Consider the following 14,015-nt stretch of genomic DNA (forward strand, 5'->3'; position numbering starts at 1 on the left):
GCCTTCTAAGACTAGCGAGGTGGCCCCTCGTCGAGGACCAGCGAACCGGTCCCGGGTTGCCCGGTTGCGTCCACCCACGTCACCGCGACGGTGTCGCCGGGGCGGCGCGAGCTCATCGCCGCGTTGAGATCAGCGGACGACGCGATCCGGCTGCCACCGAACTCGGTGATGACCGCACCTTTGGTCAGCCCCACCCGCTCGGCCGGCGAATCGAAGCTCACGGCAACAACTTCGGCGCCGGCCGGCATGTCCGCGTGATCCTTCACCGCGACACCGAGTACGGGTGTCGGTCCCACACGCACGGTCTCGGAGGAGCGGCCGCCGAGTACCTGCTCGACGATCGGTAGTGCGGTGTCGATCGGTATCGCGTAGGACTGAGGCGCCGGTGAGGTTTCGGTGCGGTCGGTGACGGCGTTGCCCGCGCTGCTGACGCCGATCAGCTCGCCAACGGCGTTGACCAGGGGACCACCGGAATCGCCAGGCCGGATGTCCGCGTCCACCTCGATGAGGCCCTTCAACTGGTTTCGCGATCCGTCGGACACGTTGCGGGTGTTGACGGTGACACCGAGGTTGGTGATGACGCCGGGAGCAGGGACGGGTACTCCGCCGCCTTCCGCATTTCCGATTGCGGTGACGGAGTCCCCGCGAGCGGCTTCTGCTGATTTGCCGACCACAGCCACCGGCAGATCGTCAGCGCCCGCGAGTCGAAGGACAGCAAGGTCGCTGACGCTGTCGTACCCGAGGATCTCGGCGTCGTAGATCAGTCCGTTGGACATGCTGACGGCAGTGACGTCCGAAGCTCCGCTGATGACGTGGTGATTCGTGAGCACCACTCCGTCAGGGGAGAGCACGATCCCGGTCCCAGCAGTGGTGGTGAATCCGGCCGGCGCCGTGATGGTGACGATGGTGGGGACCACCCGGGCCGAGAGCTCCTCCGGGGTGAGCGGAACAACCGGCGCGGGTGGGGTGGTCGTGATGACGGTGACCGGTGCGGACTCGATCGTTCCCGGAGTCAGGGGCGGTGCGACCAGCGCGAGACCACCGAGGCCGGCTGCGAGAACGACGGCCGTCCACAGGCCGCGTCTGCTCGCACGTTTGGTCATCCAGCCGTCCGTCCCGCCGGTGTCATGCCATCGAGTCGTGAAAGGTGAAGATTACCCAACCGGCAAAGATCAAGACATGCGATGGCGCAACAGCATGTAGACGCCGCGACGCATGAACGAAGTGGCGAGTGCGCGTGCGTCGCCGATTCGGACGTCCATTGCGGAGACGAGAGTCGGATCCGATTCCCGGAGATCTTTGTGGAATGCCGCTGCCTGGCGTGCCTGATCCTTGGCCAGACGCACACTCCACTGTCCGGCGTTGACGCGGAAGGACGCGAGGGGTTTGGCGATCGCATAGACGTCCCCTTGGAGTGCGACGGCGGTGTACGTGGCTTCGTCGATGACGTACGGGTTGGTGTCGTCCCACCATCCGATGGCCTTCAAGGCGGATCGCTTCATGAGTACACATCCGGGCTCGCCGAAGATGTTCGCTCCCGCCGTTACCGTCTTTCGGGCCGCGTCGCGCCCGGTGACCAGTCCCTTCAGCCCTGCAAGTCCGCGCGCGGAGAGGATGGTCTTTCCGTTTGCATCGACCAGTTTGCGTTGCGAGGCCACGAGTACCACCGAGGGGTGCTCGTCGAAAGCCGCGACCTGTTCCGCCAGGCACTCGGGGTAGATGGTGTCGTCACCGCACACCAGTTTCAGGAGCTCTCCGTTCGCAGCTTCGCTGACCCGGTCCCAGTTTCGCTTCGCTCCGCCGCCGGCCTCGGTCGACAGGATCTCGATCCGCGGATCGTCGGCGTATCGCGCCAGGACCTTGACGGTGTCGTCGGTCGACGAATGATCCGAGATGATCAGTTCGAAGTCCTGGTAGCTCTGATTCAGGATCGAGTCGATCGTCTCGGCAATGTAGTCGGCATTGTTGTAAGCCGGGACGACGACGGAAACACGCGGAGTCATGAGTTGCCTGTTCTCTTGTTTCGACTGAACGAGAAATCGCGGTAACCGAAGAAGCTTGCTGTTGCGGTTACCGCAGTGATGACGAGTTGTGACGGGATGGGAGGAAAGTGCAGGACCGAGACCGCGACGGTCATCAGCGCGAGGTTGATCACGAAGGCGCCGAAATTGACGACGACGAATCGCCAGAAGTCACGGAGGAAGTGGCCGCGAACTTCGAAGACCAGGTAGCGGTACATCGCAAAAGCGCACAGCAGGTTGCAGACGTACCCGGCAACGATCGCGAAGTGGTAGCCGAATTGATCGCCGAGCGCGATCTGCCAGGCAATGAACCAGGCGGTTCCGAGCGCCGTGTTGACGCCACCGACGAGCAGAAAGGCAAGGGCCTGATTCTTGACGACGCGCATCAACGGACCCGGCCTGCCGGTCATTCCGGCGGGGGGTGTTGCAGTCGAATCCGGTGAAGCCATCAGCCTTCGCCGAACGTGGGCAGCAGCCCTGCCGACACGGCATCTTGAAGCGACGGTGCCGCTGTGTCCTTCGCGGAGAGCGTGATGTTCAGGGGCTCACCGCTGCGACCCACGGTGGGCCAGTCGATCGCTATGTCGGGATCGAGGGGGTGAACTTCGTGCTCACGCTCGGGGGCGTATCCCGTCGAGCACAGGTAAACCACGGTCGAGTTGTCCTCGAGGGACAGGAAGGCATGCCCAAGCCCTTCGGACAGAAAGATCGCTCTGCGGTCGACGTCGTCGAGAAGGACCGAATCCCACTGGCCGAAGGTCGGCGATCCCACGCGGAGGTCGACGGCGATGTCGAGTATCGCGCCTTTGACACACGTAACGTACTTGGCCTGTCCGGGAGGGACGTCGGCAAAATGGATGCCTCGTAGGACGCCGGCAGCCGAGACCGAGCAATTGGCCTGCTGAAGGTCGAGGGTGCGGCCGGTGATCTCGGAGAATCCGGGTTCACGGAACCATTCGAGGAAGACTCCACGGTCGTCGCCGAACTGTTTGGGTGTGAATTCCCAGGCCCCTGGCACTTTCAGTTCGCGATACTGGCTCATCACGTGAGTATCTGCCATGTCACCAGTCCTTGCCGCGGTCGAGAAGTTCGAGAAGGTATTTTCCGTATCCGGATTTGAGGAGCTTCTCAGCACGAATGCGTAGCTCGTCGTCGGTGATGAATCCGTGCCGCCACGCAACTTCTTCGGGCGCGCCGATCTTGAGTCCCTGACGCTCCTCGATCGTGCGCACGTAGTTCGATGCGTCGAGAAGCGAATCGAAAGTTCCGGTGTCGAGCCACGCGGTGCCGCGAGGAAGTACTTCGACCTGGAGGCGGCCAGCTTCGAGGTACGCACGGTTGACGTCGGTGATCTCGTATTCGCCGCGTGCCGATGGTTCGAGGTCCTTGGCGATGGCGACAACGTCGTTGTCGTAGAAATAGAGGCCAGGCACCGAATAGTTGGAGCGCGGGTTCGCCGGCTTCTCCTCGAGCGAGACGGCTTTGCCTTCGCGGTCGAACTCGATGACTCCGTAAGCCGTGGGGTCCGAAACCCAGTACGCGAATACGGCGCCACCGTCGATGTTCTCGAAACGCGTGAGCTTACTGCCCAGACCTGGGCCGTAGAAGATGTTGTCGCCGAGGACCAGGGCCGCGGATTCCGAACCGATGTGGCCGGCTCCGAGTACGAAGGCTTGTGCGAGACCATTCGGCTCGTGCTGGATCTGGTAGGTCAGGTCGACGCCGAACTGCGAGCCGTCGCCGAGCAACCGCTGGAACTGCGGTGCGTCGTCTTCTGTGGTGATGATCATGATGTCGCGAATCCCGGCCAGCATCAGGGTGCTGAGTGGGTAATAGATCATCGGTTTGTCGTAGACGGGGACCAGCTGTTTGCTCACGCCGAGCGTGATGGGGTGCAACCTCGACCCCGTGCCGCCCGCCAGAATGATTCCGCGCATGCCTCGAAGTGTTCCAGTGTTCGCTGGAGAAACAAATCTCGGGCGCACGGTATCGTGCGTGGCCGGTAGATAGATCGGTTCGATTCGGTGATCGTGGAGGCGCAAACGTGAGAGTTCTCGTGACTGGCGGTGCAGGCTTCATCGGCGCCAATTTCGTGCATCAGACGGTGGCAGAGCGCCCCGACTCCGAGGTCACGGTGCTCGATGCGCTGACCTACGCGGGCAACAAGTCTTCGCTCGATTCGATAGCCGACCGCATCACGTTTGTTCACGGCGACATCACCGACGCAGTTCTCGTCGACCAACTGGTGGGCGCTGCCGACGTGGTCGTTCATTTTGCTGCCGAGTCGCACAACGACAATTCGCTCGCTGATCCGTGGCCGTTCGTGCAGACCAACATCGTGGGAACCTTCACGCTCCTGCAGGCTGTGCGCAAGCACGGCGTCAGGTATCACCACATTTCCACCGACGAGGTGTACGGAGACCTCGAACTGGGCGATCCGGACCGTTTCACGGAGTCGACCGCGTACAACCCGTCGAGCCCCTACTCGTCGACGAAGGCATCGAGCGACATGTTGGTGCGCGCGTGGACCCGTTCGTTCGGCGTCCGGGCCACCCTGTCGAACTGCTCGAACAATTACGGCCCTTATCAACATGTCGAGAAGTTCATCCCACGGCAGATCACCAATGTTCTCGCCGGATTGCGTCCCAAGTTGTACGGCGACGGTTTGAACGTCCGTGACTGGATTCATGTCGACGACCACAACAGCGCGGTCTGGGCGATCATCGACGGTGGCCGGATCGGTCAGACCTACTTGATCGGCGCTGATGGTGAGATGAACAACCGAACTGTCATGGAGTCGATTCTGCAGATATTGGGCCGTGGCGCCGACGAGTTCGATTTTGTCACCGACCGCCCGGGGCACGACGTGAGGTACGCGATCGACTCGAGTCTGCTCCGGAAAGAACTTGGCTGGTCCCCGCGCTACGAGGACTTCCGCAGTGGTCTGGAAGCGACGATCGACTGGTACCGCGACAACGAACAGTGGTGGCGTCCGCAGAAGGACGCGACCGAGCAGGCATACGTGGCAGCCGGCGAGAAGACCACTTCCTAGCGTGCAGCCAGATTGCGGCGGATGGAGTCGAGGGTCGACGCTATCCCGGCAGGCAACGGGCGATGTGTGCGCTGGTCCAGATCGGTCCACACGATCGATCGCAGCCGTAGGTCTCGGGCTTGCGCCGAAGCGAGTGGAGAACTGGCGAGCACAACGTTGGGGCGTTTTCTGAAGACGGTGTGGCACGCGCCGAGGATCGCCCCGATGGTGACGCTGCGTCCGGACGCGTAGATCTTGGTGACCGTCGGTTCCTGCGACGCTTCCGCTCGGGTGAAGCTGTCGACCACCATTTCGGCCGCGTCGGAGACGTAGACGTAGTCCCGAAGCGTGTCCATGGGAACGTAGATCGAAATGGGCATCGACAGCAGATAGCCTCGGCAGAGGTGCGAAATCAGGCCTTGGGGTTTCGCCAGATTCTGACCCGGGCCGTAGAGATTTGCGAATCTTCCTATGACAGTGCGGGTTCCGCTTCTGGAGCCGAATTCGCGAACAATGGATTCGGCATCGAGCTTTGCTCGCCCGTAGTCGGCCAGTGGATTGGTCGCGCTTGTTTCGGTGTGCGGTGCTCCGGGAGCTCCGGCGTAGACGCCGCCGGCAGACGAAGCGTGGAAGACGGTCCCGACGCCTGCGTCCGCCGTCCCCAGCTCGTCGAGAACGTCCTTCATGAGTTGGTTCTCGCGAGCGAATTCGTCACTGCTCGTACCGTTCACACCTGCACCGGCGCACCACGCCATTCGCCACGGGCCGCCGGCGGCGTCAGTAACCAGTTTCCTGGCATCGGCGAACAGGATTTCTCTGGCCAGAGCGGGTTCCCCCCACGGGACGCGGCTGGTGCGGATGTCGGCCCCACGGCGCTCGAGTTCGCGGGCCACGGAGCTGCCGAGGAGGCCGCCGCTGCCGACTACCCACGTGGGGACATTCATCGTTACGCGGGTGGCTCGGTGGCGTTCCGGCGCCCCAACGGGCCTGACGCGGGGTCGCTGACGATGAGGTACGGCGGCTTTCCCATTGCCGTCTTGACTGCGACACCGATGTATTCGGCGATCACACCCAACGAGAAGAGCACTGCCCCGAAACCGAACAGCATCACGATCATCGTCGACGCCCATCCTCGTACCTCGACGCCGGCGTCGAAGAACACGTACGACGCCAACACGTAGAGGACGATGACGAGACCGCCGACAGCGAACAGGAAGCCGATCAAGCTGACCATTCGCAGGCCCTTGGTGCCGCTGGAGAGAACCATTCGCCAGAAATGCGACAGCAAGCTTCTGAGGTGATATCCGGATGCGCGTCCGCGTTCCTCACGCAGTTGAACCGGGCTGGTGGTGACCTCTCCCGCGATCCAGCCCAGAGCCACGTCGAGGTACGCCTCGGATCCGGCGTATGCGGCGACCGACCGTCCGACCTCTCCGAGGACCAGTCGGAAACTCTGATACTTCACGGAGTTCTCGGACGAGAGAATTTTGGTGGTCAGCCATTTCGACGACTTCGACGCCGCGTTGCGTAGCGCACCGTGGGGTGCCGCGTTCACGGGCTGCGCGTAGACGAGGGTGGCCTGTTGATCCAGTGCAGTGTCGAGGAGTCCACCGATGTCGGCAGGGTCGTGCTGGCCGTCTTCATCCATGGTGACAACCCATTCGCCACCACTCGACGCCATTCCCGCCAGTGTTGCCGGATGTTGGCCGAAGTTGCGCGAGAGCCAAATGGGTCGGATGAAGTCATGTTGTCTCGCGAGTTCACGGATGACCGCAGCTGATCCGTCCGGACCGTGGTCGAAGACGAGAAGGACTTCTTCGACGACCAACGGCCGCCCGCCGGGAGTGGTCTGGGTTTTCGTCAGGGGAAGTATCTCGTCGATGAGTGCATTGAGAGTGTGTTCGCCCTGGTAAACCGGCACGACGACGGAAATTCGGTGCGGTTGCACCGACTCGGGTGTGCCATCGGTCTTCACAGGCGGGGAGTGTATACGTCGCCGGGGGTCGGCTTCTCGGCGTGGGGGCGTACATGTCGGCGAATCGTGAAGTTATGATCCGGATCACTCGACGAAAGTGAGTCTCCAGTGGCCGAGTTCGAAGATCACACCAACGATCGACGCGAGAACAATCGCGAGAACACAGGCCTTCCGGGGAGAGCCGATACGGGTAGCGGTGATACCACCGACACCGAGTACACGGCTCGGTTGCGTGAGCTTCAAGGCGCCAAATGGAAGCGCATTCTGAACGTGCAAGCGCCGTATCAATGGAATATCCGACGTTTCCTCGGCGGCCGGAAGGTGCTCGACGTCGGCTGCGGGATCGGCCGAAATCTGCGAAATCTTCCCCCTGGCAGTGTCGGGGTGGACCACAATGAACATTCGGTGGAGTTCTGTCGATCGGTCGGGTTCGAGGCGTACTCTTCGGCGGAATTTCACTCCGAAAGCGATCAGCGAACCTTCGACGGAATGCTGATGGCGCATCTCCTCGAGCACCTGCCGGCGGGAGAAGCTTCCGGCATCGTCGCCGAGTACCTTCCATTCCTGGAACCGGGTGCGACCGTCATGCTGATCTGCCCTCAGGAACGTGGCTTCGCCAGCGATCCCACGCATACCGTCTTCCTCGACGGCGTCGACCTCGAAAAGATCTGTGCGGACAATGGTCTTGTAGTCAGGCGCTCGCTGTCGTTCCCGTTTCCGCGGTGGATGGGAAAGCCGTTCATCTACAACGAGTCTGTGGTGATCGCGGAGGTCCCGTCCCGGCTCTGACGCCTGTCGCGGTAGTAGATCACGGAGAGGCCGGCAAGGATAACGAGTCCGAAGCCCATACCGACATAGCCGATCCTTTGTCCTGGGGAACGGAAGTTGATCACCAGTTCGGCGTTGTCGGTGCCAGGCGGCAGATCGACGTAGAGGTACGTTCCGCCGAGGCCCTTGGTCGGGATGGGTTCGCCGTCGAGGGTCGCGGTGTAGCCCGGCCATGCCAACCGTGCGAAGACCACGCTGCCACCGCCCGGTGAGCTGACTCGTACACGCTCGTTCTTGACGCTCATGTACTCGGACTGTGCGTCGGCATTGACAGTTGCCGACACACGGCCCGGTTGACCGGAGATCGGGCCGGCGTCGCGTTCGAGGACGTAGATCTGGTCCTGGGCGACCTCGGGCACTTCTGCCCAGTGCCACCCGGGTGGGGCGGGTTCGTTGTCAGCGCCCGGGTACTGCTTGCGCTGAAGGACGACGCGGTCGAGCAGCATCAGGTCTGCGCTGGTTCGACCGGTGTATTCATCCGGCCTGAACACGTTTCGGTAGGCGTCGTCGCACGTCGACCCGTCGAATCCCATACACAGCAGCGAAGCGAAGTCGGCGTGGCCGACAGGGGTGTACGCGTTGACGTAGTCGAGATCGAGCACCTTGGCGTAGTTTCCGTACACCTGCGAAGTCCACGGGAGTTCGGTTGTTTCGGCGTCGATTCGGATCAGCGCGCGATTGCCGAGCTGAAGGGTCGTGCCCGGGAAATCCGGAAAGTTCGCCTTGGCTTCGGATTGGCTGGTCGGCAGGTACCACTTGTTCAGCGCCTGGGGATACGCGATCACTTGATACAGAGTCACCGGAGCGATGGTGAGAATCAGTAGACCTGCGATCGCCGGGGCGCCGTATCTACGACCGAGGTAGATGGCGAGTGCTCCGACGGCAATGATCACGACAGCCCAGGTGAGATGCCGGATGAAGTACTGCGGACCCGAAGAACTGGCGCGAATCATCAAGACGAACACGATCAACGATGCAGCGATGACGCGTGATCGCAGTTTGTCCAAAGTCCCGAATCGGCTCAGCAGCACACCGAGTAGTACCAGGGAGAACACCGCGACGAAGGGAAGTAGTCGTGCCGGCCACCGAATCTGGCCGATGTCGCTGGGGCCCGCGGTGAACAGCAGAATGAAGGCCAACAGCAGCAGCGGGGTCACCAACTCTCGCAGCGAACCCTGTGCTTTCCGCCAGCCGATGAATGCCAGTGCCGGTATCGCGAACCAGGCGATGTAGGTGATCGGTGCGTAGGTGGTTTCGCCCGTCCAGGACTCGATACTCGAGACGGACGACGGAATACTCGCCGTCAGTGTTTCCGACCACGGTGCCGTCAGGAAATTGTCGTTGAACGTACCTTCTTCGCCGGTGCGCCATGTGACGGCCGAGGAGAGCAGACCGGGAAGAAAGGTGATCGCGCCGCAGGCTGCGGCCGAGACGCCGACCAGTCCGAGCTTCACTGTTGTCCGCCACTGCGGACTGCGGACGTATTCGCCCACCATCAGTGCCCCGACGGTCACTCCGGCCATCAATGCCGCATGGACGTATCCGACGCTGATCGCGAGATAGAGGAAGACGAAGACGGGTATCGGCCCCGACCGGCCGCGGGCATAGCGAATTCCGCTGGCCCACGCCTGCACCACCCAGGCCATTCCGATCACCGACGTAACCCACGACGGGTACTCGAAGTACAGAGTGAACCCGGCAAAGGGCACTGCGCTTCCGGCGACGGCCGCCCAGTAGGGGCGCGCGCCGTATTCGAGGCAGACTCGATAGACGCCCCATCCGAGGATGATCGCGAATGCCAACTTCACCAGCGTGGCCAGCAAAGCGAGATTGTCGACGGACGGTGCGATGTAGTTGATGAAGATCTGGACCGGGTTCCACAGCCCACCCTGACCCTCGACCGGATAGTTTCCTGCCATCCACTGATCCAGAACCAGCGAGGGGAATTGTCCCTCTCGCATCAGATGGCCCAGCTGAACCCAGTTGCCGACCGCACCGGATTCGGTGTCGTCGACATAGAAGTAGCGAGGGTCCACCGTGACGATCGCGAAGAATGCGAGGCACACGACTGCTGGGATCACAGCGCCCCAGCTCCAGCGTTCCCGACGGGTGGGAGCGGGTAGTTCGAGTGTCAAGGGATCTCCAGGTCGCACGGGTGGATGCACCAGAGACAGTAGCCGAGGCTGTGTTTTCGAGTTTCGGGGGTAATTCCACCTCGGATACCCTGCGAGTGACAGGTACAGCCTTTTCAAGATTCACGTAGGAGTCATATGCCCGAGCAGGTAAAGGTGGGGGTGCCGGAGAACGGGCAGGTCATGGCTCGCCGTTTGGTGGTCCAGCGCGGCGTGTTCGTCGGAATGTCGCCGATAGTCAACGACGACCTGTACGTCGAGTTCCGGAAGGGCTCCGGTGAGCGGACCCGGCACCGAGTCGCTCTGGACAAGGGCACACGTATCAGCACCAACACCTATTTCGGGCGTTTCGCTGCCAGCTACTGGCAGCGGTGGACGACTGTCACTGAGGTCGAGGCTTCGCTGCGGATCGAGAGCGAGGGTCGGTTCCGCGTCCGGATGGTTGCTTCGGATATCGCCGGGCATCGCCGTATTCTCGAGACCCGCGACGGATTGGGGTCCTCGCAGGTCGCGTTGACCTCACCGTTGGACAAGTTCGTCGACGGCGGCGCCCTCTGGCTCGAGGTGGATTCTCTCGACGCTCCGATGACGATCGACCACTTGGAATGGACCGTGGCGGCTCCGGAGACGGTGCGCCCGGTCTCGGTGGCGATCTGCACCTTCAATCGGGCCGACGATTGTGCCGAGACAGTTGCTGCACTCGCTTCCGATGCCACCGTGCGTGACCTCGTCAGCTCCGTGTACGTCGTCGACCAGGGCAACGACCTGGTGAAAGATCGGGCGCGCTTCGTCGAGGCGGCAGACAAGCTCGGTGAGAAGCTGAAATATCTGCAGCAGCCGAATCTCGGCGGAGCGGGCGGTTTTTCACGTGGGCTTTTCGAGGCTACATCCGAGGGGGCAGATCTCGCCGACGTCATCCTGATGGACGACGATATTCTCTGTGAACCAGAAACAGTGTTGCGCCTCAACGCTTTTGCGAATATGACGGTGAAACCGACATTGGTGGGTGCGCAGATGATGTATCTGCTCAATCCCGATTTCCTCAATGTCGGTGCCGAAGACGTAGATCTGAAGACTCTCCATCACGGGCAACGAGTGCCCAAGGCTCTCATCAACACGAGCATGCTCAAGAAGCGTCAAGAGCGTCGAGTCGATGCGGGATACAACGCCTGGTGGACGTGCCTGATCCCCGCCGAAGTTGTCGAAGCCATCGGGTTGCCCGTTCCGATCTTCTTTCAGTGGGATGACGTGGAGTACGGAATCAGGGCCCGGAAAGCAGGGTTTGTCACTGTCACGTTGCCCAACGCCGCTGTGTGGCATGCCGATTTCTATTGGAAGGACTTCGACGACTGGGCCCGCTACTTCAGTACGCGTAACTCCCTCGTCGTCGGGTCTTTGCACAGCGATCTCGACACCAAGGGACTTTCACGTCAGTTCTTCCGCCAGATCTCCGAATTCCTCGTCGGAATGCAATACGGCCTTGCCTTCACGACGTTGAAGGGCATCGAGGACTATCTCGACGGTCCGGAAGCGTTGCGGGACGGCGGCATCGAGGCCATGGCAAGCGTCCGTGCCGGCCGAGCGCAGTATGCCGAGACGATCAAACACGATGCGGCTACCGCCCCGATCGCCTCGAACGAACTCCACACCGAGCGTGCCGGTGGTGAGCCGAGCCTGATGCGAGTGATTCTGGCCAAACGTGGGTTGAATCAGTGGCTGGGGCGCACCCGTGGCGGTTTGGTCAATATTCCGCGCGAGGATGCGCACTGGTGGCACATCTCGCAGTTCGACCATGTAGTCGTCACCGATGCTTCGCAGTCGGGGGTACGTATCCGGCAGCGAGACAAGGCCACGGCGCGCGCTCTCCTTGTCCGAACGGTCAAGCTACTGCGTCGATTCCAGAAGGAAGCACCTGCCGTTTCGACGAAGTACCGTGCTGCGATGCCCGAACTCACGAGTCGAGAGAACTGGGCACGTCTGTACGAGAAGTGATTCTCAGCTGGTGATCTCGACGATGACCTGCTCGTTGTCCACGGTGTACCCGAGGTATTCGAACGAGATGCCGGTGCGTGTGACGAACTCCGTCCACGCCCGGTACTCGTGCAGCTGCCACCCGGGATAGTTGAAGAACTCGTCGAAGACGACGATCGACCCGGGTACCAGTCGGTCGCCGAGGATATCGAGCACCGTCTTGGTGGACGAGTAGAGATCGGCGTCGAGGTGCAGGAACGCAACGGGGCCGGGTTCGTCGTTCAGGAACGAGGGCAGGGTGTCCTCGAAGAGGCCCGGAACAAGTTGCGCTCCAGGTACTTCGGGGACTGATTCCTGAGCGAACTCACCAACCGGGAACCCGGTCCGCCAGGTTTCCGGAAGGCCGGAGAACACGTCGAAACCCGCGACGGTTCCCTCGCGTTCGGTGAATGCCTCCGCGATGATCCTGAGTGTGGTTCCGCTGGCAACGCCGAATTCGAGTGCCATGCCGGGTATTTCGATCAATCCCAGTGCATGGCGAAGCGTGTCGTGTGGGTGGCCGAACGTCTCGGCGACGCGAAGGTGTTCGAGGATGAACTCTGCGGTCGATGCCGTCGCTTGCAGGTCCACGGCGTAGGCCAGATCCCGTCGCTGACGAAATTCCAGTTCGTCGATCCTGGACCGGAGGCCCGCGATGTCACCGCGGGCCCCGGCCAGTTCGTCACGTGAGAGCGTCAGCGCATCGAGGATCTGTTGCGTGCGATCTGCGTTGCGCCGGTCGGCGGCCTCGACCACCTCGGATACCGCACGCTGAAGCTTGGTTCTGGCGCTGGAACGGAACTGCTCGAACATGGCAACCTCTCGTCGGGATCACTCCCATGCTGCCAGGCTTTGTTCGCTACCGGTCCCGACCGCGGTAGTGACTCTTGAGTTGTCGGGAGATCACCTTGATCTCCCGCGTCCTCTCTGCCTGCAGACGAGCATCGCTTCGCGCGGCGTTCCATGCATTCTCTCGCTGTAGTTTCCGGTAGCTCGCAAGTCTCCGTTCGTCGATATCGCCGCGCCCGAGTGCGCTCAGGACTGCGCATCCCGGCTCGGAGTTGTGTGCGCAATCGGAGAACCGGCACTCTGCAATCAGCTCCTCGATCTCGGGGAACGTCTTGTCGATCCCCTCCGCCGCGTTCCACATGCCGACCCCTCGCAGGCCGGGTGTGTCGATCAACGTCCGGCCGCCGGAGAAGGGGATCAGTTCTCTCGTGACGGTGGTGTGGCGTCCCTTTCCGTCGCCGGTCCGAACGCGACCGGTCTCGAGTCGATCGGCACCTGTGGTGTCCGCGAGGAGGGCGTTCGCGAGCGTCGACTTACCGGCGCCTGATGGACCGAGTATCGCCACGGTGCCGTCCAGAACTGCATCGAGTACATCCATTCCTTCGTTGGTCTCGGCACTGACGGCCAGCACTGTTGCGCCGGGCGCAATGGCAGTGACCTCGGCGAGAGTGTCGGAGATATAGTGAGCTGCATCCGATTTGGTGAGTGCGACGACAGGGGTTGCACCACTTTCCCAGGCGAGTGCGAGTAGTCGCTCGATGCGCCCGAGATCGACGTCGCCGTCCGAAGCCGTGGCGATGACGACGGTGTCGACATTGGCCGCCAGAATCTGGCCTTCCGATTTTCCGGATGCCGAGGATCGAACGATGCTGCTTGATCGGGGGAGTATCGAAGTGACCGTGTGCATCTCGGGTTCGCGTGAGTCCCGTAACTCGGCCACGGCGACCCAGTCACCCGTACAGAGTGGATCGCTGCCGCTGAGTGCGCGAACTGTGCCTTCGGCGACGGCCACGTCGCATCGGCCGCGGTCGACGCGAAGAATGCGCCCGGGTGCGGAGTCCGGTGGGGCCAGGTCAGTGAATGTGTTCGAGAGTGTTGCGTTCCAACCGTATTCGGTCAGGGGCGTGCTGTTTTCCGACATGGTGAGTGTGTCCTCGAGTGCGAAGAAGTGTGAATTTTGACGGCGCTGAAACTGCGGAACACGACAGTCATCAATACTCACTCCTCGA

At 61.9% G+C, this 14,015-nt stretch carries 13 protein-coding genes; 3 read left to right on the top strand and 10 right to left on the bottom strand.

Features of this window, described 5'->3' with window-relative positions; all coding sequences use genetic code 11:
• Positions 1-11 precede the first annotated feature (11 nt).
• The 5 genes from M1L53_RS22245 to rfbA all read right to left on the bottom strand — a co-directional run bounded on the left by M1L53_RS22245 (position 12) and on the right by rfbA (position 3,958).
• On the bottom strand, positions 12-1,103 hold the full coding sequence (locus tag M1L53_RS22245) for a S1C family serine protease (protein ID WP_003943984.1): 1,092 nt from the start codon (positions 1,101-1,103) through the stop codon (positions 12-14).
• A gap of 69 nt (positions 1,104-1,172) precedes the next feature.
• Entirely contained in the window at positions 1,173-2,003 is an 831-nt protein-coding gene (locus M1L53_RS22250) for a glycosyltransferase (RefSeq protein WP_050655616.1), read from the bottom strand.
• Positions 2,000-2,470, bottom strand: a complete 471-nt coding sequence (locus M1L53_RS22255) for a GtrA family protein (protein WP_020905791.1) — start codon at positions 2,468-2,470, stop codon at positions 2,000-2,002. Before M1L53_RS22255 ends, M1L53_RS22250 begins: the two co-directional genes overlap by 4 nt.
• Positions 2,470-3,081: a dTDP-4-dehydrorhamnose 3,5-epimerase family protein gene (locus tag M1L53_RS22260; protein ID WP_223257871.1), complete on the bottom strand. Its 612-nt coding sequence runs from the start codon at positions 3,079-3,081 to the stop codon at positions 2,470-2,472. Before M1L53_RS22260 ends, M1L53_RS22255 begins: the two co-directional genes overlap by 1 nt.
• Position 3,082: 1 nt before the next feature.
• On the bottom strand, positions 3,083-3,958 hold the full coding sequence (rfbA, locus tag M1L53_RS22265; protein ID WP_020905793.1) for a glucose-1-phosphate thymidylyltransferase RfbA: 876 nt from the start codon (positions 3,956-3,958) through the stop codon (positions 3,083-3,085).
• A 107-nt stretch (positions 3,959-4,065) separates the two neighbouring features.
• Between rfbA and rfbB the strand changes: the two genes are divergently transcribed.
• Positions 4,066-5,073 (top strand): dTDP-glucose 4,6-dehydratase, encoded by a 1,008-nt coding sequence (gene rfbB, locus M1L53_RS22270; protein WP_261949270.1) that lies wholly within the window; start codon positions 4,066-4,068, stop codon positions 5,071-5,073.
• Here rfbB and M1L53_RS22275 read toward each other — a convergent pair.
• Entirely contained in the window at positions 5,070-5,996 is a 927-nt protein-coding gene (locus M1L53_RS22275; protein ID WP_020905795.1) for an NAD(P)-dependent oxidoreductase, read from the bottom strand. The two genes, rfbB and M1L53_RS22275, sit on opposite strands and share 4 nt — an antisense overlap.
• A 2-nt stretch (positions 5,997-5,998) precedes the next feature.
• Positions 5,999-7,027, bottom strand: coding sequence for a glycosyltransferase (locus M1L53_RS22280; RefSeq protein WP_223257872.1), 1,029 nt, complete (start codon positions 7,025-7,027; stop codon positions 5,999-6,001).
• Positions 7,028-7,135: 108 nt separating this feature from the next.
• On the opposite strand from M1L53_RS22280, the gene M1L53_RS22285 reads away from it, so the two are divergent.
• Positions 7,136-7,816 (top strand): bifunctional 2-polyprenyl-6-hydroxyphenol methylase/3-demethylubiquinol 3-O-methyltransferase UbiG, encoded by a 681-nt coding sequence (locus M1L53_RS22285; protein WP_081557214.1) that lies wholly within the window; start codon positions 7,136-7,138, stop codon positions 7,814-7,816.
• Here the strand turns inward: M1L53_RS22285 and M1L53_RS22290 are convergent.
• Positions 7,771-9,990, bottom strand: a complete 2,220-nt coding sequence (locus tag M1L53_RS22290) for a hypothetical protein (protein ID WP_054188737.1) — start codon at positions 9,988-9,990, stop codon at positions 7,771-7,773. The genes M1L53_RS22285 and M1L53_RS22290 overlap by 46 nt on opposite strands.
• 135 nt (positions 9,991-10,125) lie before the next feature.
• Here M1L53_RS22290 and M1L53_RS22295 point away from each other — a divergent pair, with 135 nt between their 5' ends.
• Positions 10,126-11,979: a glycosyltransferase gene (locus tag M1L53_RS22295; RefSeq protein ID WP_054188650.1), complete on the top strand. Its 1,854-nt coding sequence runs from the start codon at positions 10,126-10,128 to the stop codon at positions 11,977-11,979.
• 3 nt (positions 11,980-11,982) lie between these two features.
• Here the strand turns inward: M1L53_RS22295 and M1L53_RS22300 are convergent, their stop codons facing one another.
• Both M1L53_RS22300 and rsgA read right to left on the bottom strand, forming a co-directional pair.
• On the bottom strand, positions 11,983-12,810 hold the full coding sequence (locus tag M1L53_RS22300; RefSeq protein WP_116057446.1) for a TylF/MycF/NovP-related O-methyltransferase: 828 nt from the start codon (positions 12,808-12,810) through the stop codon (positions 11,983-11,985).
• 46 nt (positions 12,811-12,856) lie between these two features.
• Positions 12,857-13,927, bottom strand: a complete 1,071-nt coding sequence (gene rsgA, locus M1L53_RS22305; protein WP_054188736.1) for a ribosome small subunit-dependent GTPase A — start codon at positions 13,925-13,927, stop codon at positions 12,857-12,859.
• Positions 13,928-14,015 lie beyond the last annotated feature (88 nt).

This window comes from Rhodococcus sp. T9N (assembly GCF_024436645.1).
Classification (GTDB): domain Bacteria; phylum Actinomycetota; class Actinomycetes; order Mycobacteriales; family Mycobacteriaceae; genus Rhodococcus_F; species Rhodococcus_F qingshengii.

What these genes read in the sequence shown, in the direction of transcription:
- M1L53_RS22245 (WP_003943984.1), bottom strand. Translation starts at nt 1,103, where the DNA reads ATGACCAAACGTGCGAGCAGACGCGGCCTGTGGACGGCCGTCGTTCTC.
- M1L53_RS22250 (WP_050655616.1), bottom strand. Translation starts at nt 2,003, where the DNA reads ATGACTCCGCGTGTTTCCGTCGTCGTCCCGGCTTACAACAATGCCGAC.
- M1L53_RS22255 (WP_020905791.1), bottom strand. Translation starts at nt 2,470, where the DNA reads ATGGCTTCACCGGATTCGACTGCAACACCCCCCGCCGGAATGACCGGC.
- M1L53_RS22260 (WP_223257871.1), bottom strand. Translation starts at nt 3,081, where the DNA reads ATGGCAGATACTCACGTGATGAGCCAGTATCGCGAACTGAAAGTGCCA.
- rfbA (WP_020905793.1), bottom strand. Translation starts at nt 3,958, where the DNA reads ATGCGCGGAATCATTCTGGCGGGCGGCACGGGGTCGAGGTTGCACCCC.
- M1L53_RS22275 (WP_020905795.1), bottom strand. Translation starts at nt 5,996, where the DNA reads ATGAATGTCCCCACGTGGGTAGTCGGCAGCGGCGGCCTCCTCGGCAGC.
- M1L53_RS22295 (WP_054188650.1), top strand. Translation starts at nt 10,126, where the DNA reads ATGCCCGAGCAGGTAAAGGTGGGGGTGCCGGAGAACGGGCAGGTCATG.
- M1L53_RS22300 (WP_116057446.1), bottom strand. Translation starts at nt 12,810, where the DNA reads ATGTTCGAGCAGTTCCGTTCCAGCGCCAGAACCAAGCTTCAGCGTGCG.
- rsgA (WP_054188736.1), bottom strand. Translation starts at nt 13,927, where the DNA reads ATGTCGGAAAACAGCACGCCCCTGACCGAATACGGTTGGAACGCAACA.